This is a genomic window from Paenibacillus pabuli (assembly GCF_039831995.1).
Classification (GTDB): Bacteria; Bacillota; Bacilli; order Paenibacillales; family Paenibacillaceae; genus Paenibacillus; species Paenibacillus pabuli_C.
This window is the reverse complement of record NZ_JBDOIO010000003.1, coordinates 2,460,777-2,487,257: the sequence shown is the minus strand read 5'-3', so window position 1 is coordinate 2,487,257 and position 26,481 is coordinate 2,460,777. Positions and strand designations below refer to the sequence as shown.

General features: G+C 42.1%; 33 protein-coding genes. 28 read left to right on the top strand and 5 right to left on the bottom strand.

All coding sequences use genetic code 11. The annotated features are described in order from the left end of the window. The first annotated feature begins 8 nt into the window (after positions 1–8). The 4 genes from ABGV42_RS13370 to ABGV42_RS13355 all read left to right on the top strand — a co-directional run bounded on the left by ABGV42_RS13370 (position 9) and on the right by ABGV42_RS13355 (position 3,349). A complete protein-coding gene (locus ABGV42_RS13370; protein WP_347382077.1) occupies positions 9–527 on the top strand; it encodes a hypothetical protein in 519 nt (172 codons plus the stop codon). Positions 528–1,160: 633 nt separating this feature from the next. Further along, entirely contained in the window at positions 1,161–1,796 is a 636-nt protein-coding gene (locus ABGV42_RS13365; protein WP_347382076.1) for a hypothetical protein, read from the top strand. A 253-nt stretch (positions 1,797–2,049) separates the two neighbouring features. Continuing rightward, a complete protein-coding gene (locus tag ABGV42_RS13360; RefSeq protein WP_347382075.1) occupies positions 2,050–2,262 on the top strand; it encodes a TIR domain-containing protein in 213 nt (70 codons plus the stop codon). 391 nt (positions 2,263–2,653) lie between these two features. Then, complete coding sequence (locus ABGV42_RS13355) at positions 2,654–3,349, top strand: HNH endonuclease (RefSeq protein WP_347382074.1); 696 nt, start codon at positions 2,654–2,656, stop codon at positions 3,347–3,349. 172 nt (positions 3,350–3,521) lie between these two features. Here the strand turns inward: ABGV42_RS13355 and ABGV42_RS13350 are convergent, their stop codons facing one another. After that, positions 3,522–3,788, bottom strand: coding sequence for a helix-turn-helix domain-containing protein (locus tag ABGV42_RS13350; RefSeq protein WP_347382073.1), 267 nt, complete (start codon positions 3,786–3,788; stop codon positions 3,522–3,524). 164 nt (positions 3,789–3,952) lie between these two features. Between ABGV42_RS13350 and ABGV42_RS13345 the strand changes: the two genes are divergently transcribed. Further along, entirely contained in the window at positions 3,953–4,138 is a 186-nt protein-coding gene (locus ABGV42_RS13345; protein WP_347382072.1) for an aspartyl-phosphate phosphatase Spo0E family protein, read from the top strand. 33 nt (positions 4,139–4,171) lie between these two features. Further along, positions 4,172–4,483, top strand: coding sequence for a hypothetical protein (locus ABGV42_RS13340; protein ID WP_347382071.1), 312 nt, complete (start codon positions 4,172–4,174; stop codon positions 4,481–4,483). A gap of 324 nt (positions 4,484–4,807) precedes the next feature. Here ABGV42_RS13340 and ABGV42_RS13335 read toward each other — a convergent pair whose 3' ends face one another. From ABGV42_RS13335 to ABGV42_RS13325, 3 genes are all read right to left on the bottom strand, one after another. After that, positions 4,808–6,487 (bottom strand): ABC transporter substrate-binding protein, encoded by a 1,680-nt coding sequence (locus tag ABGV42_RS13335; protein WP_347382070.1) that lies wholly within the window; start codon positions 6,485–6,487, stop codon positions 4,808–4,810. A 107-nt stretch (positions 6,488–6,594) separates the two neighbouring features. Then, positions 6,595–8,202, bottom strand: a complete 1,608-nt coding sequence (locus ABGV42_RS13330) for a response regulator transcription factor (RefSeq protein WP_347382069.1) — start codon at positions 8,200–8,202, stop codon at positions 6,595–6,597. A 217-nt stretch (positions 8,203–8,419) separates the two neighbouring features. Then, on the bottom strand, positions 8,420–10,213 hold the full coding sequence (locus ABGV42_RS13325) for a cache domain-containing sensor histidine kinase (RefSeq protein WP_347382068.1): 1,794 nt from the start codon (positions 10,211–10,213) through the stop codon (positions 8,420–8,422). Between the two features lie 186 nt (positions 10,214–10,399). On the opposite strand from ABGV42_RS13325, the gene ABGV42_RS13320 reads away from it, so the two are divergent. The 4 genes from ABGV42_RS13320 (at position 10,400) to ABGV42_RS13305 (ending at position 13,888) form a co-directional block, all read left to right on the top strand. Beyond that, positions 10,400–11,350: an ABC transporter permease gene (locus ABGV42_RS13320; protein WP_431523646.1), complete on the top strand. Its 951-nt coding sequence runs from the start codon at positions 10,400–10,402 to the stop codon at positions 11,348–11,350. An 18-nt stretch (positions 11,351–11,368) separates the two neighbouring features. Then, entirely contained in the window at positions 11,369–12,241 is an 873-nt protein-coding gene (locus tag ABGV42_RS13315; RefSeq protein WP_095360436.1) for a carbohydrate ABC transporter permease, read from the top strand. A gap of 184 nt (positions 12,242–12,425) precedes the next feature. Further along, positions 12,426–12,965, top strand: a complete 540-nt coding sequence (locus ABGV42_RS13310; protein WP_347383228.1) for a stalk domain-containing protein — start codon at positions 12,426–12,428, stop codon at positions 12,963–12,965. A gap of 281 nt (positions 12,966–13,246) precedes the next feature. Then, on the top strand, positions 13,247–13,888 hold the full coding sequence (locus ABGV42_RS13305; RefSeq protein WP_347382067.1) for a FusB/FusC family EF-G-binding protein: 642 nt from the start codon (positions 13,247–13,249) through the stop codon (positions 13,886–13,888). Between the two features lie 88 nt (positions 13,889–13,976). On the opposite strand, the gene ABGV42_RS13300 is transcribed toward ABGV42_RS13305, so the two are convergent. Next, on the bottom strand, positions 13,977–14,558 hold the full coding sequence (locus ABGV42_RS13300; protein ID WP_347382066.1) for an NAD(P)H oxidoreductase: 582 nt from the start codon (positions 14,556–14,558) through the stop codon (positions 13,977–13,979). 340 nt (positions 14,559–14,898) lie between these two features. On the opposite strand from ABGV42_RS13300, the gene ABGV42_RS13295 reads away from it, so the two are divergent. From ABGV42_RS13295 to ABGV42_RS13210, 18 genes are all read left to right on the top strand, one after another. Beyond that, on the top strand, positions 14,899–15,201 hold the full coding sequence (locus ABGV42_RS13295; RefSeq protein WP_176476118.1) for a winged helix-turn-helix transcriptional regulator: 303 nt from the start codon (positions 14,899–14,901) through the stop codon (positions 15,199–15,201). Between the two features lie 58 nt (positions 15,202–15,259). Further along, entirely contained in the window at positions 15,260–15,775 is a 516-nt protein-coding gene (locus ABGV42_RS13290) for a hypothetical protein (protein WP_347382065.1), read from the top strand. 98 nt (positions 15,776–15,873) lie between these two features. Further along, positions 15,874–16,455, top strand: coding sequence for a class I SAM-dependent methyltransferase (locus ABGV42_RS13285; protein ID WP_347382064.1), 582 nt, complete (start codon positions 15,874–15,876; stop codon positions 16,453–16,455). 189 nt (positions 16,456–16,644) lie between these two features. Beyond that, positions 16,645–17,175, top strand: coding sequence for a hypothetical protein (locus ABGV42_RS13280; protein ID WP_347382063.1), 531 nt, complete (start codon positions 16,645–16,647; stop codon positions 17,173–17,175). Positions 17,176–17,263: 88 nt separating this feature from the next. Then, a complete protein-coding gene (locus ABGV42_RS13275; RefSeq protein ID WP_347382062.1) occupies positions 17,264–17,686 on the top strand; it encodes an NUDIX hydrolase in 423 nt (140 codons plus the stop codon). A gap of 39 nt (positions 17,687–17,725) precedes the next feature. Beyond that, positions 17,726–18,268 carry an AAA family ATPase gene (locus ABGV42_RS13270; RefSeq protein ID WP_347382061.1) on the top strand — a complete coding sequence of 181 codons (543 nt, stop codon included), beginning with the start codon at positions 17,726–17,728 and terminating at the stop codon, positions 18,266–18,268. Between the two features lie 42 nt (positions 18,269–18,310). After that, positions 18,311–19,309 (top strand): serine hydrolase domain-containing protein, encoded by a 999-nt coding sequence (locus tag ABGV42_RS13265; RefSeq protein ID WP_347382060.1) that lies wholly within the window; start codon positions 18,311–18,313, stop codon positions 19,307–19,309. A gap of 67 nt (positions 19,310–19,376) precedes the next feature. Continuing rightward, a complete protein-coding gene (locus tag ABGV42_RS13260; RefSeq protein WP_347382059.1) occupies positions 19,377–19,751 on the top strand; it encodes a hypothetical protein in 375 nt (124 codons plus the stop codon). After that, positions 19,748–20,488, top strand: coding sequence for a class I SAM-dependent methyltransferase (locus ABGV42_RS13255; RefSeq protein WP_347382058.1), 741 nt, complete (start codon positions 19,748–19,750; stop codon positions 20,486–20,488). The genes ABGV42_RS13260 and ABGV42_RS13255 overlap by 4 nt, the downstream gene beginning before the upstream one ends. 175 nt (positions 20,489–20,663) lie before the next feature. Continuing rightward, positions 20,664–21,107: a GNAT family N-acetyltransferase gene (locus ABGV42_RS13250; RefSeq protein ID WP_347382057.1), complete on the top strand. Its 444-nt coding sequence runs from the start codon at positions 20,664–20,666 to the stop codon at positions 21,105–21,107. Positions 21,108–21,285: 178 nt separating this feature from the next. Next, on the top strand, positions 21,286–21,816 hold the full coding sequence (locus tag ABGV42_RS13245; protein WP_347382056.1) for an AAA family ATPase: 531 nt from the start codon (positions 21,286–21,288) through the stop codon (positions 21,814–21,816). Positions 21,817–21,852: 36 nt separating this feature from the next. Further along, a complete protein-coding gene (locus tag ABGV42_RS13240; protein WP_347382055.1) occupies positions 21,853–22,287 on the top strand; it encodes a GNAT family N-acetyltransferase in 435 nt (144 codons plus the stop codon). 49 nt (positions 22,288–22,336) lie between these two features. Further along, entirely contained in the window at positions 22,337–22,837 is a 501-nt protein-coding gene (locus tag ABGV42_RS13235; RefSeq protein ID WP_347382054.1) for a GNAT family N-acetyltransferase, read from the top strand. 36 nt (positions 22,838–22,873) lie between these two features. Beyond that, positions 22,874–23,359, top strand: coding sequence for a GNAT family N-acetyltransferase (locus tag ABGV42_RS13230; protein WP_347382053.1), 486 nt, complete (start codon positions 22,874–22,876; stop codon positions 23,357–23,359). Positions 23,360–23,622: 263 nt separating this feature from the next. After that, complete coding sequence (locus ABGV42_RS13225) at positions 23,623–24,165, top strand: GNAT family N-acetyltransferase (protein WP_347382052.1); 543 nt, start codon at positions 23,623–23,625, stop codon at positions 24,163–24,165. 60 nt (positions 24,166–24,225) lie between these two features. Next, entirely contained in the window at positions 24,226–24,846 is a 621-nt protein-coding gene (gene yqeK, locus ABGV42_RS13220) for a bis(5'-nucleosyl)-tetraphosphatase (symmetrical) YqeK (protein ID WP_347382051.1), read from the top strand. A 49-nt stretch (positions 24,847–24,895) separates the two neighbouring features. Further along, the gene (locus ABGV42_RS13215; protein WP_347382050.1) at positions 24,896–25,288 is read left to right on the top strand and encodes an NIPSNAP family protein; all 393 of its coding nucleotides are present in this window, start codon (positions 24,896–24,898) and stop codon (positions 25,286–25,288) included. Positions 25,289–25,921: 633 nt separating this feature from the next. Beyond that, complete coding sequence (locus ABGV42_RS13210; protein WP_347382049.1) at positions 25,922–26,419, top strand: DUF5662 family protein; 498 nt, start codon at positions 25,922–25,924, stop codon at positions 26,417–26,419. Positions 26,420–26,481 lie beyond the last annotated feature (62 nt).

Sequence of the window (26,481 nt, the reverse complement as noted above, 5' to 3'; positions counted from 1 at the left end):
TCTGCCATATGCGAGGGGGATATACTGTCACCGAATCACCGCAACGTATCGCTGTACTCGATGTACAATATGCCGATCATCTGCTTGCGGTGGAGCGGCTGTCTCCGGATCTGATTATTTGCACCGAAGTGCATGATCAGCACGTTGAACGGTTAAGTCGGATCGCTCGAGTGCTCATGTTTAAGCGTAATGAAAGCTGGCAAACCATTCTAAGTCTGTTCGGTGAACTGACAGGCAAGCGAGCAGAGGCAAAGCGTATTATAGCGGATTATCACCGACGAACCGCTTTGCTGTCCGAAGAGCTTGCTCCAGTACTGGCAGGTAAAAGCATGGCTCTGATTCGTCCGCTTGATTCTCTGGTTCGAATACATTCTGCCTCTCATCGCACAGGCGCTGTGCTGTACCGTGATCTAGGTTTCCCTGTTCCGTTATTTGTAGCAGATACTCCGACACGGCTTAGCATACTTCAGTTGACAGACTTCCGGCTGTACATGCCAGCCACTATTTTTTACTTAGTAATGAAATGATGCAGGAGGGCATATCCACGACAGAGCAACGTGTCTGGGGAATGTTCGATACGGATGAGCGACAGCAAATACACTCGGTCGATGCCGCAACATGGATTGGCTGTTATGGGCCGACAGGAGTTAATGGATAGTGGGTCAGATTGCGCAGGCGTTGTTGGTTTGAGGGGGCGTTATGTTGGTGTAAGCTCGGTACGAGCGAAACTGAATGGATTACTCTGGGCAACATCAATTTTTAAAGGAGAGCTTACGAAGCATTACCTGCCATCAGTGGTTGTAGAAGCTACTTCTTGTGTGTATAGCTGTAAAAAAGCAACTATGAGATAGGTTATAAGAAGAAAAGATGACCTGTTTTTTTTGTTAGCTCAGAAGTTGCTTAGTTAAGAGTGTAAGATTTAATTAAATATTTAGCATATTTAAATTCCATTAAATCTCAAGGGATTGAGAGTTTTCTAAATATTACATTTCAGTAATTATTTCTTCGCAAATATCAGTACATGGGTTATCATAAAACTAGTTCAAAAACGGAGCCGTAATGTATTGTTACTACGAAGTACATAAAATCTGAATAATAGATTCGAGGTAAGCCAAACTTAAAAGTTCCAATATTTCATCTCAAAAGAAAGGTATCCAATTATGATTTTTCAAACTAGAAAAGAAACTCAACTCAAGTTAAGAAAAAATAGAAGAGATATTGTATTTAGTAGAAAAATCAGAAAATTTTTTCGTCAGTTTTGGAAACTATCAAAATTTTTACTTTTATCTGTAGTGTTGAGTTTTATTGTTAGTGTAGTAGCATTTGATTATGTATCCACTGAATATGATACTTTGCAAGTCAAGCAGGAAGAATTAGAAAATAAGATAACTGCTAGAATTACAGCTGTAAAAGGTGAGGGCAGAGAACAAATACTATTTAATATATCTTATTTTGATTCAGATATTGTGATACTAGGTAAATCAAAGACTGAGTTTGTCGACGTTAAGTTTAGAATTGTGCAAGATAGGTTTCCAAATGATATCCTTGAAGCAGAACTAGATAGTCAAATATTTGATAACATTGAAGATGTACAATTTCTAATGCCAGTAAAGCGAGAGAGTCCAACTACTAAACATCTATTTTTAAATCTAAAAAGTACACATGAACGTGTAGGCTCAGCGGAGTTGATTATTAATAAGAATTTTAATAGAAGTGTTCAAGCTAGAATTGAGGTTGAAGCGAAGTCAAAGTTTTCAAGATTCATTCATAAAATAACAACAATAATAACGGATTAAACTAATGAATTTAGAGATTTCGATGAGTTAGTAACAAGGACCTATTTGAAATTTTTTTGAACTTTATCCCCTAGGTTCTGTCAGAAAAAATATAGATTCAAAGGGGCATTTTAGTAGCGAAGTTTAATAAACCGGACACATCCGTAACAGATCAAACAAATGAAGTAATGTTCTCTAATATATCTGTTCCAGAGCGAGTATACGCTTTTTTGCTTGAAGAAATTATACAGATTCAATGGGTGGTGGTGTTTTTATGAATTCAGAATTTCATGGGAATACATTCGCAGTAAGATGGGTTCAAGAAGAGTGGTATTCTAAATATTGGGATGAGATCAATTCTGGGATGGTTAAGGTTGTACCGATTTTAATTGAAGAATGTGAGATTCCTGAACTATTAAAGACAAAAAAGTATGCTGATTTCAGAGAGGAATATAGTAGAGCACTTAGAGAACTTCTTATGGGTTAAATTAATTATTTTATGTGTTTCATAAAAGACTCAGATTATAAATTTATTTTGAGCTTGGATCGTTAACAGTGGAGGATAACTTTCTAAGGGTTGCTTGATGATATTGAATAGTTCTCGTGTACCTCGCTGATTTATAAATGCAATGTTTGTTAAACCAGTTGAGATAGTCATGCTTAGCCACGGGGATGCCTAGAGACTGCTTCTTTGCTGAGAAATCGGCAAACAAGGGATTTATGATGTTGCTTAATAGTTAGACGATTCAAGCTTGTTACTACGCTGGACTGGTTCTAAAGATAGAGTTTTTAGTGAAGAACCTCTGATGGAGCTTATACAAATAAATGTTGACTAAAATAAATCATATGAATAGAAACATCAAGGAGGAAAAATTATTGTGGCATTTTCTGAAAAAGTTAAGAATGAAGCCAAAAGACGAGCCTGTTTCAGATGTGTTATTTGTCATGAAAAATTTGTTGAGATTCATCACATTATTCCCCAGGCTGAAGGTGGCGATGACACTATAGAAAATGCTGCTCCACTTTGCGCTTCTTGTCATGATTTATTTGGAGGCAACCCTGAAAAACGTAAACAAATTCGTGAAATGAGAGATTACTGGTTTGACTTAATAGAGCAGAGATTCAACGGAGAAATCAATATACTGGAACCGATACAGAAAGATGAAAACAACTTTAATATGTTAAAAAGCAAAGGAATTGTTATTTACCATGTTGTCTACGAGCATGAAGATTTCGAAACATCAGCTAGTATATTAATTAAATTGTTACAGAACGCACAAAAACGGTTCCCGAATTATAAACGACACCTCTATTTAGATATTGAAGGTCATAAAGTTAAAAGTGGTGGATTTGATCAAGATATGTTTGAACTTCAAAGTGATTTTTCCCTTGGATTTTTAATGCATTTTTTTACTTCAATACATATGCCGCTGGTTGGGGTTGAAAATAATAAAGTACAATTAAATAATGTGCCAGAAGAAATTAGTATTATTAGTGATGAGAAAGAACTTGTTAAAAAGATGAGGAAAGAGTCGAAGTATAAACACATTGTAGTATATCCTACCGAAGAATAACAAACATTGTCTAATCATTAAGCAAACGCCCTTAATCTGATAAGAACATCCGAACATGGCAAATTGATGTAGTAATACAATCGCTCTTGAGTATGAAAGAAAGTGATATAAAAATCGTCAACTATTTGTGGAAATGAGATGGGTAGCATTTAATGTTACCCTGTTATTGGGTCTAAAATTGCCGTTCTCTGTTAATTTCTTCCCCGAGTAAATACCCTACAGAAACCTCCAAAGCCTTCGCAATTACCACAACTTCATAATCCTGAACTAAACGATACTGGCCCTCCAAACGGGAAAGACTTGTCTGACTGATATCCAAACCCAATGTTTGCAGTCTGGCCAGGAATTCTCGTTGTTTAATGCCTTTGCTTTTACGAATAGCTACGACTCGGGAGCCGATGATATTTTTGTCGCCAGGTGGTTCTTGTCTATGTTTCATTATGTACACCCCTCATTTCAACCAAATTGTATGAGAAATAATGGTTGTTTTAATGCGGATATCGAATTAAAATAAAATAAACCGATAATCGCATTAAAAATGACTGTTCATGTCTAGTCTTAACAAGACATGGCGCAGTTTAGACTCATCAGAGAGGTGCATGTATGAGCCGGTTGCTTGACTTGTTGGAAGAGGAACGGCGCAAGCTTAATCAGCTTGGAGAGGCATCCTTGAAGCAAGCGATTCCGTTGTGGGACAGTCCTGCGGTTCAGGAACAGAGCCGAAGGGTGGAAGAACTGGTGGCACGAGTTAGTGAAATGAAGGCGAGACATAACCGAGTTGTACAATGATGTGAGTACATAATGCGTAGGGGAGGAGAAGCTATGGATTTTCCACCGTGGATTCAGCGAGCGATTCAGGCAAGGCTAGATGAGTTGACTGCCCGGATTGAGCATGATCCTGAACTGAGTCGAGTACGTGGGGAAACGGACGAAGCGTTCGAAGCTTTGTTTGCAGGTGAGGGTATTAATCAGACACCAGAATATATCGAGTGGGAGAATCGTTACATTGTCAGAAAAGGCATAGAGAATGAACGTTTGTACATGCAGGGGCTGCGAGATGGCATTCAACTGACATTTTCCTTGTTAGGCCAGTCGATGTTGGTGGAGAAGGGACATGAAACTGACCTAAGCTAGGTGACGGATGAACTTAGCAGTGTTAGCATGGCAGGCTGCTGGTGAGGGAGCGAGTATAGACGAGAATGGTGAAACGTATCCTAGGAGTTTCACACGACACGAACAGAATTATGTCAAATGGAATGTCATAGTTAATCAATGACTTTAAAGCTAAAAAAGCCAGTGTATGCTTAAATAGCTTTGTAAGCATACACTGGCTTGACCCTCTAACGCGAACCCATAGGTCAGGGGAAGCGAACCCCGCTCTTCACTTAAAAACCCGAGCCGAAGCGTGACAACTCGCTTCGGCTCGGGTTTTAATGCTTTACTTTTCCCAAATCAATCTTACTTCCCACTTACCGACTTAAACCAATCATTCACTTCTTGTGTGATCTGATCTCCGCCGTTGGATTTCCAGTTGGCGACGAATTGGTCAAAGGCATCGATCGGCAGCTTGCCGTAGATGATTTTGTTGAAGGTTTCCATCTCGGACTGGCGAAGTAGGTTCCACTTGGAGACCATGGTTGGTGTGGCTGCGCCGGTGAAGTAGTTTTGTTTGCGAATGTCGAGCTGCGACATCACGACTTTGGCAGCGGCCCAGTTTTCAGGTTTGCGGAACTCGGCCATTTGTTTCTCGTATGGGGTTTCGGGCTTCTCGCCGTCAGCCAGCTTCACGAGGGTTTTCATGTATAGATCCGGGATACGAGCCGGACCCGTCAGGAACGGGAACTCGTTGGAGAAGTCTTTGATCTTCTCTTTGTCACTGGTCGGTTGACCGTCAATGATATCCCAGTCGTATCCTTTGGCAAAGCCGTACTCATATGGACTGCCCGCAGCCGGGTTCGCCAAGTTATCGAGCAGGTAGTTGTAGTACAGGAAAATCGCTTCCGGATGCTTGGCATCCTTGTTGATCATGATACTGGCGTTAACGCCAGAGTTCTGCCACTTTGTACCAATCTTGCCGTCTGGACCAGCCGGAATAGGGTAGGCTTTGTATTTCGCGCCAGGTACGTTCTTGAGTAGGTCTGGTGCAGGCCAGTCGGGTACCCAGTTTGCGCCAGGCAGGATGCCAGCCGTGCCAGCAGTCCAGCTTTCAGCAGACTTACCTTCGTCCCACAGCGCGGAGTCAGTATGGATATACCCTTTGTTCATCCATTCATTCAGCTTCGCAAGGGCTTGTTTGGCACCGGGATTAATGGAGCCGTACTCCAGATTGCCGTTTGCGTCTTTGTTCCATTGTTCCTGGATCGTGCCGTAAGCGCCGAACAACCAGTCGAGCGAGCCCATCCAGGTGTTGGTGTTATTTTTAAGCGAGATCGCCAGTGGGAATACTTTATCCGGAGACAGGCCGTCCGGGTTTTCATTTTTGAATTTGTCCATGATATTCTCAAGATCTGCGATGGTCTTAGGTGCTTCGAGGTTCAGCTTCTCCATCCAGTCTTCTCTGAGCCAGAGCAGGGTATCGTCGTTATCGGTGTACTCCAGGATCGGCATGTTGTATCTCTTGCCATCCTTGGTGAACGGGTACCACAACTCGGGATGCGCTGCAGCGTGATCCTTCAGGATTTTGTTGGCGTACTTGTCGAACAGTTCATCGATGGCGATGAATTGACCGGAGTCGATCAGCTGATTGGTGAGTACCGCGTTCGTTGGAACGGATACGAAATCAGGCAATTTCTCGCCTGAAGCAATGGCCAGCTGCAGCTTCTGTCTGTATTGATCGTCATTAGCCGGATACCATGAATCCTTATGCTTCATGCCCAGCGTTTCGAGCATCCAGCGATCGTGAACGTTGTTCTCTTTGGTGTCACCTTGCACATATTTCTTCGGCATACGAACCGAACTGAACTCAATGGGTGGGTCATATTTTCCTTTCGCAAAAGCAGCTTCGGCTTCGGCTGACCCGACCGTCGCCGGCGTATCGTCTGTACCATTTTCACTGGCTGAATCGCCACTGCCGCACGCAGTGATGGTGATGAGTGCGATGACCATGAGCAAGGACCACCATGTTTTGAATTTGATCATTGTTCAATCCCCCTACGGTGTATGATCTTTACAAGTGTAACTGTACCAATTCAGGCGGGAGGGCATCTATATGAGTTTGTTAGTTTTGATAGGACTCTATTATGTTATTAGTGCTGGTCTCGGTACTCCTGTGGCGTAACGCCGAACTGACGCTTGAACACTTTGATAAAATACGCCGGGTCCATATAGCCAATCTCCATGCTGATTTCATATACTTTTTTGGTGGTTGTGACCAGCTTGTGGCAGGCCCGATCCATGCGCAGGCGCGAGATATATTCACTGATGCCTTCGCCCGTTTCGATCTTGTAAATCTTGGACAGATGGGTCGGATGCAGATTGACATGATCGGCGAGCACACGCAAAGACACATCCAGATGCAGATTTTTATCCGTAAACTCCTGAACCTTCTTCACATACTCAGACCGAATATCCTTGATTTCGTTGGATGTACCTTCCTTGAGCTTGGCGAGGACGCCGAGCGACCATTTGCGCAGTTTGCCGATGGTGGAGAAGGCCTCCCCGCTCTGAAGATACTCAATATCGCTGCCCATGAGGCTGGTCAGGGTCAGCTTGTTTCGGTGGGCGAGGTTAGTGAACGAAGCGGTAATGAGAAAACCAGCCTCCATGCAATGCTCCCACGATTCCGACCATTTCTCATCCAGCTCTGCACAGACGGCGAGTATTTTCTCTTCGGCGGCATCCCATTGTCCACTCTCCAGCAGATGGATGAAGGTGGGCGGGGTGTATAGGACGTCCAGCGGTCCTTGAGCTGCAGGGGTCTCCACATCGCTGACGCGCATGACGAATTCGCGCTCGTCTCCGACGATCTGCCGGAAATATGCTGAGGCCTGACGGAAGCGATCGTAGAGCTGATCCGGAAAGGTGAACCACTCGGTCATGACGATGGAGAGGGAGCCTTTCAGAAACTGTTTTACTTTGGATTGAAGCTGAATGGACAGCTTCTCCAGAATGGTCTCTTTTCCAATATCGTCATTCTGTTCCTTCAGCTGTAGCAAAAACACCACATATCCGTGTTCCTCTTTCACACCCCACACGTGCATAAACTCACCCATGATTTCCTCCGCCATATTGATGATGGCATATTCGATCAGGGTCTGATCATGGCTGTCATAGTGTCCGAATTCTTCATCCAACCGAACGAGCATGAGTGCGGCGTCCCCGGCGTGAAAGGGCAGATCGTAATTGGTGAGTTTCCGCTCCCATTCGCTGGATGAAAACCGGTGTCCCTGCAATGCCTCCAAAAGCAGTCGTCCGCGCAGATGGGGCAGATTCTCCCGTAAAGTAAACTGGGTTCGACTCAGTGAACTGACGAGTTCCCATTCATTGTTTAATTGATCGATTGCTTTCTGCACAGCGCCCATTAACTCATCGTCTGTCGGCGGTTTGAGCAGGTAGTCCACGGCTTCGTACTGGATCGCTTTTTTGGCGTAATCGAATTCGGAATAACCTGATAACAGAATGCATTTTATTTTTTTGTCCCGGATCCGGATGCGTTCGATCAGTTCAATGCCTGTCATTTCCGGCATCTGAATGTCCGAGATCACGATATCGATGGGGTGGGTGTCAATCAGTTGTAAGGCTTCATGCGCGGAGTACGCCCTATGTACCTGCTCGATTCCCAGGGTGTGCCAGGGCTTGGTCATGGACAGGTTATCGACCCAGTGTGCTTCGTCGTCTACGATCATCATTTGCATATTGTATCGTCTCCTTGTTGGTTGAACTAAGGCTTATTTACACTTGCCACTCCGATGACAGAACAACCTTCCGATCGCTGTTACCCCAGATTTTTATGAATTACTTTATAAAGGTGAAAATCCGGGGATAAAGGCGAACGCTTCGCTTCTTCAGGTTTTTTCTGTCCTCTGCGTTCACGTGTGAATGTTTGTTCAAATGAAACAGCTCGGTTTGTATTTAATATTTATGGTCTGTATCGTCCTTCGGCAACACCCAGGTGATCTCGGTGCGGAATCCGCCAAGTGGGGATGGGCCGAATTGAAGGTGGGATTGGCTGCCGAATAGATGCATAATTCGCTGGTTCGTATTCCAGAGACCACAGCCCATTTCCTCCTGCAGTGGCTCCTGCATTTTCAGGTTCAACGCTTCGTACTGTTCCGGGCTTAAGCCGGGGCCGTCGTCGTCAATATAGATTTTGCCGAAACCATCCACGCTCTCGCCGGTAATGCGAATCTCCCCGGATGAATAGGACTTCGCCACGCCGTGTATAACGGAATTCTCGACCATCGGCTGAAGCATTAATCGCGGTACAGACTGCGCAAGCATGTCCTCAGGGATATCGATATGATACTCAATTCGTCCATTGCGCAGCTTCTGGATATCCAGATAGTTGATGAGCAGATTGATCTCGTCTCGAATCGAAGACGTCTCCCGTTCCATGCGGGTGGTATAGCGATAATATGCACTTAGGTTATGCGCCATGGAAACGACGGCTTGCTCGTCCTTCATCTGGGCCATGTTGATGATATAGCCAAGACAGTTATATAGAAAATGGGGATTGATCTGCGCCTGCAGCTGCTTCAGTGTCGCTTCTTTGGCTCTAATTTTCTCGTGAAATACATTCTCGATCAGGTCTTGAATCTGGTGAGACATATCATTGAATCGATGAAACAGGAATGAGAACTCATTCTGATCCTTGCTATGCAGCCGTACGGAATAGTCACCGCGCTGCACGCGGCGCAGGCCCTGGATCAACTTTTTGATCGGAGATTGAATGTTTCTGTACAGCAAAATCGAAGCGGATATGCCCACTACAAACAGTAACGTCATAAAGAGATAGAACAAATTTTGGCTGAGAGAAATCGGCTGCAAAATCTGATACAGTGGGACCACGTCGACCAAATGCCAATCCAGATAGGATGATTTAACTGCGCTAACCAGATACTTTTTCCCGTTCAGTTTCACAACGTCCTGTGTAGTATCCTCCAGGGAGTGTGTATCCAGATATTGAATAAGTTCCTCCGATAACTGACTGTCCGCACTACGATTCATAATGGGGGCATTGCCCTTGTGATAAAGGAAAGGATCTCCCTGCCCACCTGCCTTGTACGTATCGAGCATGTTCTGAATATTCTCATAACTGAAGCTGGCTTCAATGACGAGATTGCTGCCGGTCAACATCCCCGGTTGGGCCAAGGAATCGGTGTAAAACCAGTAAAAGGACTGCATACCCTCCTGCGATTCCGCCCCTTGATCCCCGTATGTCCATTGTCCGCTCATATTGCGTTTCAGATAGTCCTCGTCATACCCGGAAGAGCGGTTGTAGTTGGCGATAACATCCTGATTTTGCTGTGAGTATACGGCATATCGGGTGTTCCATATATCCGTGACGCCGGATTGGAGCACCATCTTCTCCTGAATGGCATAGCGGGTCTGCATCTGATCATACCGATCATCCCATATGTTCAGACCGTTAAATGCCCGGACATTGGGATCTCTTGAAAGGATCAGACTGAAATCCATCATCTGATTAATGCGGGAATCGATCTGACTGGACAGAAACGTGAGCTGTTTCGTGTTGGAAACCTGAAGCTCTTTGCTGACCACGTTATAGGTGACGTTGTTCGAGTAGGTGTACATGATAATAATGGGGATGAACAGCAACACGATTAAGCAGTTGATTTTTGCAAACAGGCTGAAGCGGGAACGGGTCCTTTTTTCGAATAATATAAAGCGCTTCCATGTATGCATAAAAAGTCTCCTTCGTATTCGTGTTTGTAAAGACTGGTATTCACCAGATTCCTAACAAAACCCTATCCGGCCTAACAATGTTATATAGTCAGAGCTCAGAATGGCCTGATACTATTTATAGCAGAGAACCCCATTAACACACAAAACTTTTTTTGGGAACAGGAGAAGGGCACTATGGAGGCTAAAATGGAGGGTCAACGGGTCCCACAGGCGAATGTGGGGAACAAGCTGGAACAGAAGAGAAAGAAACGCTACAAACAGCCGTGGGTACTGCACTTCATGGTGCTGCCGGCGGCCATTATGGTTTTTATTTTTTCGTATATTCCGATGTCGGGTGTTCTAATGGCATTTCAGGATTACAAGCCTGCCCTTGGTTTCACCGGTTCGGAATGGGTGGGACTGAAGCACTTCAGGTATATGTGGGAAAATGATTACTTCCTGCAGATTACGTGGAACACGCTGTTCTTTGCCTGCTCCAAAATCATCATGAATCTGATCATTCCGTTTGTCTTCGCGCTATTGCTCAATGAGGTACGGAAGATGGCGCTGAAAAGAACCATTCAAACACTCGTGTATCTGCCACACTTCTTGTCCTGGGTAACGCTGTCCGGGATCCTGATCGACATTCTGGCACAGACGGGCATTCTCAATCAGTTCCTCGTCTCGGTATTCGGTATCAAGCCGATTTTCTTCCTGGGGGACGGCAACTGGTTCCGGTTTACAATTATTGCGAGTGATGTCTGGAAAGAGTTTGGTTTCAACACGATTATCTTCCTTGCGGCATTGTCCGGCATTAACCCGTCACTGTACGAAGCAGCTGAAGTGGATGGGGCGGGACGCTGGAAGCAGACGATCTATATCACCATACCGGCGCTGATTCCCATCGGCATCGTAATTGCCACACTGGCACTGGGGAATGTGCTTAACGCCAACTTCGACCAAATCTTCAACTTATATAGTCCATTAATCTACCAGCAGGCGGATATTATCGATACGTTCGTGTATCGTGAAGGTCTGCTGAGTGGGCAGTTCAGTTTCGCTACCGCGGTCAATCTGTTCAAATCGGTCATCAGTCTGATCCTCATCGTGATCTCCTACCGACTGGCCTACCGATTTGCCGGATACCGAATTTTCTAGAAAGGATGATGACGAGCCATGTATCATAAAACGCTACCCTATCGCATATTCAGCATCTTCAACAATGTGTTCCTGACCATCCTTTCGCTGCTCTGCCTGCTGCCTCTATATCACTTGCTGATGGTATCGCTTAGCGCGTCCGCACCTGCGAATGCCGGTCTGGTGACGTTCTGGCCGATAGGATTTACGCTCGAAGCATATGCGAAGACGTTCGATAACGCCAATTTCCTGTCCTCCTTGTGGGTGTCCGTAGAGCGGACGGTGCTGGGAACAGGGCTTGCGCTTATTGTAAATACGATTGCTGCCTATGCGCTCTCCAAGGAGACGCGCGTGTTCCGGGCACGTAACATCTATCTCTGGTATTTTGTCGTCACCATGTTGTTCAGCGGGGGCCTCATTCCGGGGTATATCCTCATTCTGAAGCTGGGACTGATGAATACGTTGTGGGCACTCATTCTGCCGGGATTAGTAGCGGTGTTCAACATCATTCTGCTGCTGAATTTCTTCCGCACGGTGCCGAAGGATCTGGAGGAGGCCGCATTTATCGATGGGGCAGGGCATTTTCAGTCGTTTATCAAAATCTATCTGCCTGTCTCCGTTCCTGTCATTGCCACCGTCTCCCTGTTCATGATGGTTGGACATTGGAACGCCTATTTTGACGGGATTATCTATATCCGTGATTCAGAAAAGCTGCCACTCGCGACGTTTATGCAAACGATCATCGTGCAGGCCGACATGACGAAGCTTGATCCGGAAGCGATTGCGAACCTGTCGCAGCGGACGATTCGGGCATCACAGATCTTTATCAGCGCGCTACCGATCCTGCTCGTATATCCATTCCTGCAACGTTATTTTGTAACAGGAATTGTGGTGGGGGCTGTGAAGGAGTAGCCGCGTGGAGCGGATGGAATAGGGTTGTGAAAAGGAGTTGCTGAACTGGCCTCAGACCAGGGAGGTGGCTCTTTTTTACTGTGAAAAAGATGTAATTACCTTAATTTGAATTAAATGGTATTATGGGAGATGGTTCTGAGTTTGAGTCATTCACTAATAAAGGGATGTGTACGAAGTGAAGAAGATGATGGTTGTTACTCTTGCTTGTGTATTATTAAGCGGATCCATGGCTTTTACAGCTACAAGTGCACCAAAAACAATCGACATCGTACTTAATGAGAAAGAAATAAAGACTCAAGCAGGTACTGAATCTCACCAAAACTCAATCGAGGTAAAGATTGACGAACAGGCATTCCAGTTAGTAGAAGGAACTGATTATATCATCTCTGAGGGTCATATACGGGTTTCGCCAGTCTATATCATTAGTGTGCTAGATTTCGCTGTGCCTGGTAAAGGGCTATGGTGGGATAACAAAGCTAAAAGTGTAACTTTTGCATATGTAGACATAGATGATTACCCCAAGCCAAGGTTAACCTTCAAGGTGGGAGAAAGCCATTTTACCGAGTTCGGCAAGCAAATTGAATTAAAGAGTAAAACCGTGATGGTGGGTGGAAGAATTTATTTACCGCTAAGAGCCATTAGTGAAGCATATGGCAAAGAGATCCATTGGGAATCCAATAACGGCCAAAACGTGGTTCAAATAACTACGAAAAATCAGCAGTGAGTGATACAAATTGCCAAGAATCGGTACAAACTCCGTTGCCCATACAGTCCCAGTCCTGTTATAATTCCGGTATATCTATTGCATTGGGGGTTATACCGTGGCAATATTGGCAGCGCCGGATTGCTCGTTCGCTAGAAAGGCCTTACGCAAAGCCTGTTAGGGGCGGACTTTGTGTAGGGCGCGACGAGAAGAACATCGATCGCCCTGAGGAAGCATAACGTATCATCCCGCAGGCTTTGCACCTTATTTGTTTGACCAATAAAAGTAAGGGGCTGAAAGCCATGCAAACACCATTTATTCACAATCATCAATTCAATTATATTCAAAAACAAGCTGATTTCCTACTCAAAACGCTGCGCTCGGTCGTGGATCGAAAAGTATTAGAAACGGTCCGTTACACAGTCGGGACGAATACAGTCGGCATCTTCAATGAGCTCACTCCAGACCAGAAGCAACTGCTGGAGCAGTTATCCACTTATGACACAGCACATGAACTGCAGGCATATCTGAATCGGCTCGAAGCACATCTGATTCCATTTCCACAAGTGTCGGCGAAGCAGATTCAGAAGCTGTTTCCGAAGGCAAAGAAGCTCAAGCTGCCTGATCTGGAAACGGTCGATTACGCACGTACGACCTATCTGAGATGGACGGATATTGCTACCAACCGCCTGTTCATTGTGTACCCGTACGAGGAGAAGTTTCTCGGCATCGAGGGACGGATTACGGCTACGAACAAGAAGGGGTACTGCATGTTCTGTAATCGACATCAGGAGCTTGGATTCTTCAACGTGAAGACGAAGGGTCATTCGCCGGATAACTTTGCTTCCATTGGCCAGTACGTATGCATGGATAGCACGGCTTGCAACCATAGCATTACTGACATCAGCATGCTGGAGAAATTTCTTTTTTCGACAGTAAAATAACACTTAAACAGACAGGTCGCTCTCCGGAGCGACCTTTTTGGTTTGATTATGTTTGGCCTCTCATTTCGATTACCCGACTTGCATATGGTTAGCGTATGTTCTTATCATAATTCAGTCCCAACTGATGCGCCTGATTAAGCAGGTTCTCATAGTGTTCGGGCTTGGCATCTAACGTCTCATACAGAAATTCAACGCTGGAGTTAGGGACGCCGCAGTAATCTGCAATCCCCACGTTGAGCAGGTTCGTGATCGATTCATCGTAGTTGCGCTTCTTCATCTGTTCTTCCGTCACGCCTGCAAGCGCGATCCACAATATCTTCTGATGGTGCAGTTTGTTCGAACCGTAGGCAAACCCGTTGTTCATGACACGATCCACATATCCTTTTAGCATGGCTGGCAGGTGCCACCACCAGAGAGGAAACACAAAAGCCACAGCATCATACTTCTTCAATCGCTCCATTTCCGTTGTAGTTTCAGGCGAAAATACCTGATGGGGTTGGGTATAGTCAGGTTCATCCATGCCTTGGAGAACAGGATTGAAGCCAATCTCATGCAAATCCAATATCTCAAAATCGTGACCAGCCTCGGTAAGTCCTTGCACAAAACGATCGGCGGCCTGAAATGTAAGGGAATCTTTTCTTGGATGAGACACAACAACTAATACGTTCATGATTATATTTCACTACCTTTCTACAGCGCTTGTTTGGTAGCCACGCTTCATGGCTGATGCTATTATAAACAGGGATGATATATTCTGGAAGAACGCACTTTGAAGTTCTATAGGAAGATTGAAGTGCTATAGGAACATGAAAGTACCCTAAATTGTACCCTGAAATTGAGCCTTATTTTGGGCTGGAATAATAGACAAAAATGAAGGAAATAGCTATGTTTTTACCTTGGTTGTAGTCTTTGGATATAGTCTGATGAAGGAGAGATATAAGTTGACAGAAGATCGTGAAGCTGGCGCTCCCAAAAAGTATAAAGTAGGTGTCGAGGCTGCCTTGGAAGTGATGGGCGGAAAATGGAAGCCTCTGATTATTTACCACTTGATGACAGGAAGGAAACGTTCATCCGAGCTTAGGAAGCTGATACCTGAAATTACGCAAAAGATGCTGACGACGCAGCTAAGAGGCTTGGAAAAAGACGAAATTGTGCAAAGAAAAGTCTATTCGGAGGTTCCCCCTAGAGTGGAATATGAGTTAACAGACTACGGTTGGGGATTAAAACCGGCTCTGGACCATTTGTGTTACTGGGGGGAAGAGCATCTGGATAAGGTGTACGGGGATAAGTCCAAAGTGTTGGAGGATTTTTGAATCTCCGGTGTGTTGAAGAGTTAAGTACAAGCCGGGGACAGGAAAGGAGAATGAAGTAATGAAAACAATAGAAGAATTCCTAACAAGCGATTGGTACAAAAAGGTTACGGCTGAACTTGTTCAGCTTAAACCGGATATCAAGTTTGTTGAACATGCCAGTTATGAAGCAGAGTTCTTAATGGATTCCTTTAGAGAACGGATGTATGCTCTGCACGGCTTCGGTATCTCGTCTCCAACAGAGGAAGAATGCGTTCAGTGGATCATGGAGCAATTGACCCAAGATAAGGAAAATATCATGTCTTATGTTGTTGCTCGTCTAACATTCAGTGAGCAGCTGGACGATGACCCGGATGGGGAATTTCGGGAAGGCGAGGAGCTTGATGAGGGGGATAAATCTGAAGTGGTCGAGATTTTGGGTTATACGAGATCAGTCCTCGCTGACACCGTTATTGAATATGATCTGGTCAAAAATCATCCCAAACTGTTAACCGGATATTTCAAACGCACACGAATTCCAGGCGCAGCTAAATTCTCATCCCAAATTAAAAAAGTATACGCTTCAATCAAAAGCTAAATCCAGTTGCCGTCCTCTGTTAGTGAGAAGATATTTAATGACTCCAATGCGATATAAGCTATGTGTTAATTTGGATAATTTAAAGGAGGTCATACATAATGATAGATATTTCCCATCTAACGTCGACAGAAACGATTAAGATCATCATAGGTGCTTCATCGCAGAAATATGAAGGATGGATAAAGACACAAAAGGAAGAATTGGATTTGCTACGATTAGTAGACTGGGAAGAAAGTTTTAAAGAACGAAGGATTGAAGCAATTTTATCAGAACATGTATGGGAGCATTTGACCTACGAGGAGGGAGTTCAAGCTGCGAAGAATTGTTATAAATATTTAAAAACGAGCGGTTATATCCGTTGTGCAGTTCCTGATGGATATTTTCAGAATAAGGAGTATCAGAACATCGTTAAGATTGGAGGGCCTGGCCCCCTAGATCACCCGGCTGCAAGTCATAAGGTAGTACATAATTATAACACGATAACTAATATGTTCGAGGAAGCAGGCTTTGAAGTAGAATTATTAGAATATTGTGATGAAGATGGGAAGTTTTATTTTACAAATTGGAACCCTGAAAATGGATTTATCTACAGATCTAAGAGATTTGACCATCGGAATCAGAATGGGAATTTGGGTTTTGTATCATTAATTGTAGATGCTAAAAAAGTGGAGGGTGTCTGATGAAAGAAATGTTCTAAACTAGTTTTCTACTTCAGACGACGGCTCACTTCCAGCACAGGGGTTTTAGATGATAGGGAGAAAATAGTAACACGAAGGATTTGTAAGCGCAGTCATTACAATTTCTATGACAGAGAGGAAATAACCAGAGTGAACAATACATGGACCATTTGCATATCAGGAGATTATGATTTGAATTTTCTTATGTTTGTGGCAAGTGCACATGGACTGTTGACAGATGAATTCGGAGAAAATACGTGGCCTGGGAGTCAATTTTCTAATGGTGGACGAAGTAATGAAAAGTTCAAAGGGCAGTGGAATGAGCTATGGAAACAATGTATCTATAAAAAAGGACTGATTAAAAGTGAAATCCAGAGAAGTTTGATTTTGGATCCCCCTGAATTTTCTATGATTACAGACAAGAACGTGAGGACTATTCTGGTTAATATGTGGCCATCTTTTATTAAATGGTGGAACATGCCTGCAGGCGGCCAAGCGGCGATGAACTACTGGGAAGGTGCGCCGAATCTTTTGTCTTTTGTACAGGAATTTGAAAGCCAGGTTGGAAGAAAAATCAAACCTTTTAAGTTAGATATCGATTTAGTATATACAGGTTTAATAGAACCCATTGAAGTGAATGAACAATATATGATCATGCCAGTTAAAATTGATTATTTATTGAACAGGGATTGGTGGATTAAGAGATTTGAAGAGCGTTATTAAGTGTTTATGAAGAAGCAGAAGCAGTCATACTAGACCAGCTACTGCGAATTGAATAAAGATCTAAACCCTCTCGGAAGGAGATAACTCAATGAGACGAGTTGACGTAGCCTATGCATTAATCCTGGATGATACCTCATCCAAGATTCTAATGGTCAAGAATAAAGGCAATGCCAGTTGGTCGCTGCCCGGTGGCGCGGTGGAAAAGGAGGAAACGTTGGATCAAGCAGCCATCAGGGAAGCCAAAGAAGAAACAGGATTTGATGTAAGAGTCCATGGGATCATTGCCATCAATGAATGTATTTTTGAGAAAAAGCAGGAGCATGCCATCTTCTTCACGTTTAGAGCTGAGGTCATTGGAGGAAGTTTAGAGCTTATCAGGCCTCATGAAATATCTGAAATTGCCTGGATGGATGTGGACAAGGCTGATGAGCTAATGCCGTATTATAAGGATGGCATACGGAGTCTAGTCCAAGGAACCGAGATCCCTCATTATGACCAAGGGAGAAAGTAATGCAGTTAAACTCTTCTAGAAAAGGAGTGAAGTGATCATATGATCGTTATGATTAATGGAGCGTTCGGTTCGGGCAAAACGTCGGCAGCAAAGATGCTCCAGCCCTTGATCAACAATAGTATGATATACGACCCTGAAGAAATAGGGTATATGATCAGAAAACTCATTCCGGAGGAATGCCGGGAAGAGAATGAGCGTACGGATGATTTTCAAGATATCGAACTATGGAGAGTTCTAACTGTGAAGACGGCTGTAGAAGTAAGGCGGAAATATAACAAACACCTAATCGTTCCCATGACTATTTATAAAGAAGAGAACTTTAACCACATCTATAACGGATTCAAAGCCATTGACGAAGAGTTATATCATTTTTCGCTAGTGGCTACTGAAGAAACGATATACAAGCGGTTAGCTAAACGCGGAGATGAATTTGGAGGCTGGCAGTATCAACAAGCGCCGAAGGTTGTGCATGCTCTGAAGGATGATAGGTTTGGAATACACCTGATAACAGATCATCTTGAGACTAGTGAGGTTGTAGATATCATATTGAGGAAGTTAGACCAACATCATAATCATACCTAGCTAACTGATAGATAAAAGTGAAGAATGGTGGTGTGAGTCTCCTTGCTCAACTTACAGAAAACGGAGAATACAACATTCAATGAACTGAATGATTATGTTTTACGGGTTAAAAACGAGCTATCTGCTACAGCAGCTGCAACCTGCATTATTCATCATGACCGAATCGTGAATGAATGGTACTCAGGAGTACATACCGAATCCACAGGCAGTCGATTAGTGGATGAGGAATCTCAATTTCATGTGGCATCGGTTCGAAAGACATATTTAGGACTTGCCATCAGTCTTGCCTTATATGAAGGGAAGATTTGCAGCATAGATGATGATGTTGCCAACTATTTGGATGATGTGGATACAGTGGTAGTGGGAAACACAACGATAAGACATCTGCTAACACACACCCATGGTTTAGGTGATCTGCATCATCGATTGTTTCTGCCAGGGACGGACTGGAAATACAATAATGTTGGAGTCAATCTGCTCATTAAGATCATTCAAAAATTATATCATATGCCACTATCTCAACTACTTGAAGAACGTGTATTTACGCCCATGGGTTTTAGTCATACCGGTTGGAGAAAGGAACCGAATGAAAAGTTAGTTTGGCTCCTCAATGAACAATATAAAGATAATCAAGGCGATGAAGCCAACTTATTTGTGAGTACCAAGGAATTGGCCTACTGGGGTTATTTGCATTTGAAAAGGGGCGCCATGCATGGGCAGCAAATAGTGCCGAGAGAAGTTTTTGAGCAAGCGACGACAATCATTAGCCCTCCAGATCTCGAACACCAATTACCGAGAAATGGTTTCTTTTGGTTTGTGCAGGATGAGCCGCGTGCTATGACGGAACTCGGGGATGATCTTCCATCCGGTTCTTTTCAATCCTTGGGCATCACCGGCTGTGCCTGCCTTGTCATTCCGAAGTATAGAACCGTAGCGGTAAGAATGTATAATCAAACCGGATCCAATCCAGCAGGGTATGATTATCTAGAGGATATCAAAACATTTGGAAATCTGGTTAACAAGTGCGCCCAAGATCTATAATCCCTGAAAGTTGATCTACAGAATCATAGAAGGATAGAGACAGTGGCGAAAGGAGGACAGCCCTATTATGGAAAACGTATCAGAACGAATTCAATCGCAATCCATACAATCCATACAATCAACCATCCGGAAATCCGAAAATGCCTTGACGCAGATGACTCAGAAAGGGGCAAATACAACTTTAATAGAAAAGAGACTCAAGGCTCTCCGTATTGGTTTATCTATGCTTGAATATCTGTGGCAACACAAACCTCATCCATATACCTCCGAAGATCTGACTGAAGCTCGCAGTGTTCTTACGGGTTTAATGCCATCCATTGACAACTCACTTGCTAAGGCTAAGGAAGGCAGTCCTCAGAGAACTCTTCTAATAAGGAGAATCCAAGCATTGAAACTGGCTGTTCAGGCGATGGATGAGCTAATGAGGGAGGAACACTGGTGAACAGTTATTATGGAGAACTTTGTACGAAGATCTATGAAAGTGATAAATCGTTAGCGGAAGGTAGAGAGCTTGATTTTTACCTTTCGTTTGTTGACAGAACAGATATGCGTGTACTTGAACCCATGTGTGGAAATGGTAGGATGCTGATCCCTTTTATGCAGCGTGGAATACATATAGAGGGATTCGATATATCCGAAGATATGCTTAAGGTATGTAGAGAAAAAGGTGAGCGATTAAATCTGAAGCCTCATGTATATTATCAAAAGATTGAAGATTTCGTAAGCTCCGACCAATTCGATTTAATTATGATTCCATTTGGATCGTTCTCGCTGCTTCCCAGTGAATTAGTGAACCAGAGCCTGGACAATCTGCAATCTGAGCTTAAGGCTGAAGGGAAACTTCTATTGACGATTATGTTAAAAGGGAACGACGTGGACGAGATTCCAGAATGGAAAGAAACGGATCGAAAGGTTGTTAACCATGAATTAATTGTCTTATCCAAAAAAGTTCATTATCACAATGAGCAATCCATGCTCGTAACGGAGCTGAAATATGAGTTAGTCAAAGACGACAAAATCGAAAAGACCGAGGTTATGAACTTCCCTCTTCGTTTGTATGATATGAAGGAGTTTGAAGACATTCTTAGGACAAATGGTTTTCAACATATTCATTTGCATGAAGTGAAGGACGGATATGGGGAAGGTACCTATTTTCATGTGTTTGAATGTTCCTTGTGATCTAAGTCAGGGATTTCTTAATTAATCATATATAGTCAAATGATTTGAAAGGAGTGATGTGGTATGAAAAACATGAATTCGAGCAGCATGGAAAGAGATCTAAGAGGTGTTTGGATTTAACACAGGGGAATAATGAAGTGGTTCCTCTGCGTAAATTGTGTAGGAGGAATCTAATATGGGAATTAGTCTGAAGTCTGTAACCGTTGATAACTGGTATAGTTGTACCCAATTGGAAGTAGCAGAGGATCAAAAACAAGTATTCCCGGCTCCGGTCGTATACTGGATTGCTGAATCCAAGTTTGTCCCTGAATTTCAACCCATGGCGATATATTTCGGTGCAACTATCATTGGTTTTCTTGTGTATTGTACGATACCGGATCATGAAGGGAATTACTGGATACCAGCTCTAATGATTGATGGGCAATATCAGGGAAAAGGTTATGGAAAAGAATCGATGAAACAATTGATCGCATTAATGAGAGAAACATCGAGCTGCCAGAAAATCATGATAGGACATAGAGCTGAAAATGCTGTTGCAGGTCATTTATATGAATCTCTGGGATTTAAAAGAGTAAGTGAAGAGTTAATTGACGGTGAAGTCGTTCGTGTTCTGACCTAAACGAATGGATTAATGATCCGAAAATTCAAAGGTTGCTGTTAGAGAAGTTAATTAAGAGAAGTTAATTAAGTGGGCATGTAGATCTCCCTAAGATAAGTGTCATCTAAGGGAGATCTACATCGTAAATGCGATAAAGAATAACGAAAGACATTAAGCTGAAAAATTGGGAGATTACAAAATGAGTAAAAGTCTATACATCATATCTGGACCCGCAGGAGTTGGGAAATCCACAACGTCAAAAATGCTAGTTCAAACTTTAAATAAAAGTGCGTATATTTCTGGAGATGAGGTTAGTCGTATCCCAGTGAAAGGACGGGGTAAACCCTGGTTAGACAAAGAAACAAACGACTTAACATGGAAAAACATATCCTCTTTGACAACGAATTTAATAGATTATGGTTATGATGTAGTTGTTGACTATGTGGCTTTTCCAGAAGACATCGATGGATTGATAAAAGAATTAGCAAATTATGATGTGAGAATAGTCTATGTGGTATTAATGGTGGATCGTCAAACCATTATGTATAGAGACAGTTTAAGAGCAGCTGGAAATCAAATGAAAGAAAGAAGCATAACACTGCTCAATGAATTTGAAAACAACTCCAATCTAAAAGAAGAGAATAAATTATATACCAGCAATTATACGGAAGAACAGCTACCTGAGATCGTTCATGAAATTATTAATAACGATAAGTACAGATTGAGATGATTATAGGAGTTTTAGTCCTATTAAGGAGGTATTTCATTGGCCATTCCTAGTTTGCTCGTTCGTGAAGCCGTGAAGGAAGATGTACCATTTTTGATAGAATTGAATGATCAATTTAATGGAGTTCGTCGAAGCCTTGAAGAGGTGGAAAATGACCTTTTAAATGCAAGAGAAGTGATTGTAGTAGCTGTAATGGAAGAACAAGTCGTTGGATTTGCTTGCGGACAGATCTATAAATCGTTTTGCTATGCAGAGCATCAGGCTGAGATCACTGAAATGTACATACAAGAATCTGCACGCAGGAATGGATTGGCTGGAATGATGATTGAACGACTGGAAGGGATTTTTAATCATTCAGGAGTGCAACACATCAAAATTTTGACAGGAAATAAGAATGCTAAGGCGATAAAAACATATGAAAAAGCAGGTTATGACCGGGAGGATGAATTGGTATTTGCTAAGGAATTGAAGTGAATTTTCAGAATTGTATTTAAATATCTACTAAAGGAAGGCAGGTTGAAAAGTGTCACGTTACCGTTTTTACCCCATGACCAAGGATAGAGCCTTACAGATTTCAAAGTGGCAGTACGAATATCCGTATTCAATGTATGACATGGATAGCAGTGAGGACAGCATTTTGGAGTTGATGAATGGAGAATATTATTACGCGTTGAATGAGTACGATGATCTAATTGGTTTTATATGCGTAGGCGAATCAGCACGGGTCCCAGGCGGGTATGCAGCTGGTATCTATACGGATCGAAGTAAGTTAGATATTGGTTTAGGCTTGAGGCCTGACTTGACGGGAAACGGCAGAGGACAGGGGTTTCTAACAGAGGTTCTTTCCTTTTTGAACAATCAATTTAGTGGTCGTGAGTATCAATTAGTCGTTGCAGCATTTAATGAGAGAGCCATCAAGGTGTATGAACGGATTGGGTTTGTGAAAGATACACATTTTATGAGCAAGTATGAAGAGAGGGAATTAGAGTTCATTTCGATGAGTTATATTAAAAAAAATGTGTAAACAAAGACTCAGGAATTATTCAAAACGAGAAAGGAGATGGAATTCATCTATTCCTATAGGTCTTTAATAAATGACGATTTAAAAGATATAAGCTCTTTCCCTCAGTCAGATGAAGAATTGTTCTATGTTAGTCCACAATTTAAATATCCGCTAACATCAGATCAGATAGTGAAACTTCTTGAGAATCGATACGAACCTACCGTTATAGTTCACAAAGAGTCAAATCAAGTTATAGCTTATGCCAATTTGTATGATTGTAAGGGCGATGTATGTTGGCTTGGCAACGTTATTGTATCCAAGCGTTTTAGAGGACAAGGTGCTTCTTCGTATTTGTTAGAGACGATGATAATGAAGGCCAAATCGATTTATAGAGTTAAGAATTTATTATTATCATGTCATAGTACGAATTCAAGAGGACTGGCATTCTATCACAAGCATGGATTTAAACCCATTGATATGAGAATAACGAAATTAGAAGATGGAAAAAGGATAATAACTATACAGATGAAGCTAGAGTTTTGAATGGACATATTCGCAACGGATTGTGGCATGTTGAAATGATTGGGTGGATCTAAACAGCTACAAGTAGTCGTATATAGGAGTTCAAGTTCTTGGTTGCTATATGTATAAAAATGGAATAAAATAAATTTTGAACCACAAACGCCTAACCTAAGATTAAGAGAAGTCTCAGGTTGAGGCGTGTTTTTGTTCACTGGCGGGGAAACACAGAACAAATTACATTTGGAGTTGATGGACCCTAGATTGATGTTGATGGAGGGATTAATTTGTTTCCATTTCAAGTGAATAAATCGATAGTAATCAATTTAATTCAACCGCAAGAAAGAGATGAATTGTACACATTAATTGATGAGAACAGAATGCATCTTCGGGAATGGTTGCTATGGGTGGATAAGCGACAATCCCCAGAAGACTTAGATCCAGTAATAGAGATGTGGAAACAAAATTATGAAGATCAGAATGGCTTTGATGCTGGCTTGTGGTTCGATGGTAAACTGGTTGGAATGATCGCCTTACATTATATGGATTGGAAAAATAAAGTGACTAGTATTGGATATTTTTTAGCGGCGTCAGCGGAAGGTCAAGGGATTATTACAAAAAGCATCACAAGGCTACTTGATGTCTTATTCAATGAAATGAAATTAAATCGTGTAATTATACAATGTGCAGAAACTAACCTTAAAAGCAGATCGATACCAGAACGGGTTGGTTTCATCAATGAAGGGATTTCTAGAGAAGCGCAATGGCTTCATGATCATTATGAGAATATTGTTACATATAGTATGTTATGGAGTGATTGGAATCGGTAGATGTCACTAATCGTGTAGGAATGGGACTGTTAGCTAAATTAACGTATAGGTGGTCAAAACATGAATCCAATTCTTAAGCCATATGTATTGAATGTGGAATTATCCAGTGATTTAAGTCAAAATATTCATTCATTCTTCGAAGCACATAATGATCAAGAAACCCTGAAACACACATTAGACGTTGCCGCAGAAGCAAAGCGAGTAGCCGGATTATTTGGAGCCGACCCTGAAAATGCAGAACAAGCAGGATTATTGCACGATATTAGTAATGTGGTTCCAGTAAGTGAAATGCTAAATCTGGCCAAAGCATTATCGATAGAAATCATGGAGGAAGAATATAAGTATGATAGAATCATTCACCAGAAGTTATCTAGAGCTATGGCAAAAGAAATATTTCATATCAACGATCAAGAAATACTAAGTGCAATCGAATGTCATACCACGCTTAAACCACAATCAAGTTTACTGGATAAAGTACTTTTCATTTCAGACAAAATATCTTGGAATTTACCAGGAGAGCATAGTTACCTGCAAGAGATACGAGATAAAGTAAATGAATCCAAACTCAATGATGGAATACTCATCTATCTGAACCATGTATGGGAACAACGTTCCAAGCTTAAATTAGTACATCCCTGGCTTATAGCAGCAAGAGAAGAATTGATGGATATGAATAGATAAGTCCTTAACAACTGTTAACAAGCAACAAATTTACATGAGAGGTGCGAAAATGATATATCGGAGAAAAACCTATGTTCTAGCATCTTCATTTGTTACAGAGTTTAATGCTTTATTTAATGAAATCCTACTACCTTCGCAACTGAAATACGGAGCAAGACTAATTGGTAGATGGCATACCTTTATCGATGACGAAACGAGTGAGATTTTTGCTATGTGGGAATACGATACGATTGAACAATATGAAGAGATTGAAACGAAGATTAAATTGGATAAAGAGCATGTATCACGAGTTCAAGAGCGGTTTGATCAGATGGGTAGACATAGATATAAAGAAATATTTCGAGAAGGAATCAAGCAGGAATTTTTCATATCGACAGTTGATAGGAAGAAAACAATTTTACAGACAGTCAGTGCTGATATTACCAATAGCACTTACGATTAAAATCTCACCAAAACAAATATTTTCAAATAAATCACTTTCATGTAAGATAGAACCAATCAATTATGGGAAGAAGGATATATATGATACCTCCTTACGTCGTAGACCTCTAGGTAACTCTACTCATACCTTATACTCAGGTAAATCTTAAGTAAGTGCCGGGGATCCTATTGGTTTATAACGATGAAATTAAAGCATGGGAATTGGAACAACAATACAAGTATCTGAAAAAACAAAAAAGAAATAAAAGAGATTTCGACCCAAGAATAAAGAAACTTCATGAGTATCGAAATCACAGAACAACCAAGCATTATTATAATCATGAGGTTAAGTCTATTAGAAAACTTACTCAAAGAAGATTCAAAATGAAATTTAAGCACAACATTTACCGTGAAGAATTCTTTCGGCCAGTACCGCATGATTATCGAACATATGGATGGTTGTCTTACTAAAATGCAAGGAGAGAAGAAATTCTCTCCTTTTGTTTTACATTAATAATTGATTGTAATTCACAAAAAGAATGTAAGCAATTAGAAATGAATTAACTAACAATGCACTTCGACGGTAATCACGCCATCGTATAACTTCATTCAACGTGTGAATGGGAGTGGGATAAACTAGCTCGCAAAGAGGTGGATGGATATTTTCAAAGCTTATTGGAGGTATTTTCTATATGTAGTAGATCATAAATTAAATGTCCTCATTGAATGCTGGAAAGAAGGCTTATATTATCAGGGATTGAAGCATGATATGTCCAAATTTTCCCCATATGAATTCATACCATATGCTCGCAAGTTCTTTTCCAATCAAAAAAATGAAGAGATCGAAAAGAAATGGAGATATGCATGGTTGCATCATCAACATCATAACAAGCATCATTGGGAGTACTGGGTAGTAAATCATTTCGAAAGAGAAGCATTGCCGATGCCAAGAAAGTACCTCATTGAAATGGTATGTGATTGGAGGTCGTTTTCAAGAAAATGGGGACGTAGAGTTAAGGAAAGCAATCTTGTAGAAAGAATGATGGAATCAAACAAAATAATACTGCATGATGAAACAAGGAAAGAGCTCGAAGAGTTGTTAATTAAATCAAGAGAAAAGAAGAAAGGAGTGCAACAGGCTAAGCCAGAGTAGATATCCACAATAATGTGTTTCACGTAGTCTGCCTCTATTTTGATGTTAGGATCATTCTGAAG

Bases quoted from the DNA above. Each gene is read 5' to 3' on its own strand.
- ABGV42_RS13370 (WP_347382077.1), top strand. From the start codon at position 9: ATGCGAGGGGGATATACTGTCACCGAATCACCGCAACGTATCGCTGTA.
- ABGV42_RS13365 (WP_347382076.1), top strand. From the start codon at position 1,161: ATGATTTTTCAAACTAGAAAAGAAACTCAACTCAAGTTAAGAAAAAAT.
- ABGV42_RS13360 (WP_347382075.1), top strand. From the start codon at position 2,050: ATGAATTCAGAATTTCATGGGAATACATTCGCAGTAAGATGGGTTCAA.
- ABGV42_RS13350 (WP_347382073.1), bottom strand. From the start codon at position 3,788: ATGAAACATAGACAAGAACCACCTGGCGACAAAAATATCATCGGCTCC.
- ABGV42_RS13345 (WP_347382072.1), top strand. From the start codon at position 3,953: ATGAGCCGGTTGCTTGACTTGTTGGAAGAGGAACGGCGCAAGCTTAAT.
- ABGV42_RS13340 (WP_347382071.1), top strand. From the start codon at position 4,172: ATGGATTTTCCACCGTGGATTCAGCGAGCGATTCAGGCAAGGCTAGAT.
- ABGV42_RS13335 (WP_347382070.1), bottom strand. From the start codon at position 6,487: ATGATCAAATTCAAAACATGGTGGTCCTTGCTCATGGTCATCGCACTC.
- ABGV42_RS13330 (WP_347382069.1), bottom strand. From the start codon at position 8,202: ATGCAAATGATGATCGTAGACGACGAAGCACACTGGGTCGATAACCTG.
- ABGV42_RS13325 (WP_347382068.1), bottom strand. From the start codon at position 10,213: ATGCATACATGGAAGCGCTTTATATTATTCGAAAAAAGGACCCGTTCC.
- ABGV42_RS13320 (WP_431523646.1), top strand. From the start codon at position 10,400: ATGGAGGGTCAACGGGTCCCACAGGCGAATGTGGGGAACAAGCTGGAA.
- ABGV42_RS13315 (WP_095360436.1), top strand. From the start codon at position 11,369: ATGTATCATAAAACGCTACCCTATCGCATATTCAGCATCTTCAACAAT.
- ABGV42_RS13310 (WP_347383228.1), top strand. From the start codon at position 12,426: ATGATGGTTGTTACTCTTGCTTGTGTATTATTAAGCGGATCCATGGCT.
- ABGV42_RS13305 (WP_347382067.1), top strand. From the start codon at position 13,247: ATGCAAACACCATTTATTCACAATCATCAATTCAATTATATTCAAAAA.
- ABGV42_RS13300 (WP_347382066.1), bottom strand. From the start codon at position 14,558: ATGAACGTATTAGTTGTTGTGTCTCATCCAAGAAAAGATTCCCTTACA.
- ABGV42_RS13295 (WP_176476118.1), top strand. From the start codon at position 14,899: ATGGGCGGAAAATGGAAGCCTCTGATTATTTACCACTTGATGACAGGA.
- ABGV42_RS13290 (WP_347382065.1), top strand. From the start codon at position 15,260: ATGAAAACAATAGAAGAATTCCTAACAAGCGATTGGTACAAAAAGGTT.
- ABGV42_RS13285 (WP_347382064.1), top strand. From the start codon at position 15,874: ATGATAGATATTTCCCATCTAACGTCGACAGAAACGATTAAGATCATC.
- ABGV42_RS13275 (WP_347382062.1), top strand. From the start codon at position 17,264: ATGAGACGAGTTGACGTAGCCTATGCATTAATCCTGGATGATACCTCA.
- ABGV42_RS13270 (WP_347382061.1), top strand. From the start codon at position 17,726: ATGATCGTTATGATTAATGGAGCGTTCGGTTCGGGCAAAACGTCGGCA.
- ABGV42_RS13260 (WP_347382059.1), top strand. From the start codon at position 19,377: ATGGAAAACGTATCAGAACGAATTCAATCGCAATCCATACAATCCATA.
- ABGV42_RS13250 (WP_347382057.1), top strand. From the start codon at position 20,664: ATGGGAATTAGTCTGAAGTCTGTAACCGTTGATAACTGGTATAGTTGT.
- ABGV42_RS13245 (WP_347382056.1), top strand. From the start codon at position 21,286: ATGAGTAAAAGTCTATACATCATATCTGGACCCGCAGGAGTTGGGAAA.
- ABGV42_RS13230 (WP_347382053.1), top strand. From the start codon at position 22,874: ATGGAATTCATCTATTCCTATAGGTCTTTAATAAATGACGATTTAAAA.
- yqeK (WP_347382051.1), top strand. From the start codon at position 24,226: ATGAATCCAATTCTTAAGCCATATGTATTGAATGTGGAATTATCCAGT.
- ABGV42_RS13215 (WP_347382050.1), top strand. From the start codon at position 24,896: ATGATATATCGGAGAAAAACCTATGTTCTAGCATCTTCATTTGTTACA.
- ABGV42_RS13210 (WP_347382049.1), top strand. From the start codon at position 25,922: ATGGATATTTTCAAAGCTTATTGGAGGTATTTTCTATATGTAGTAGAT.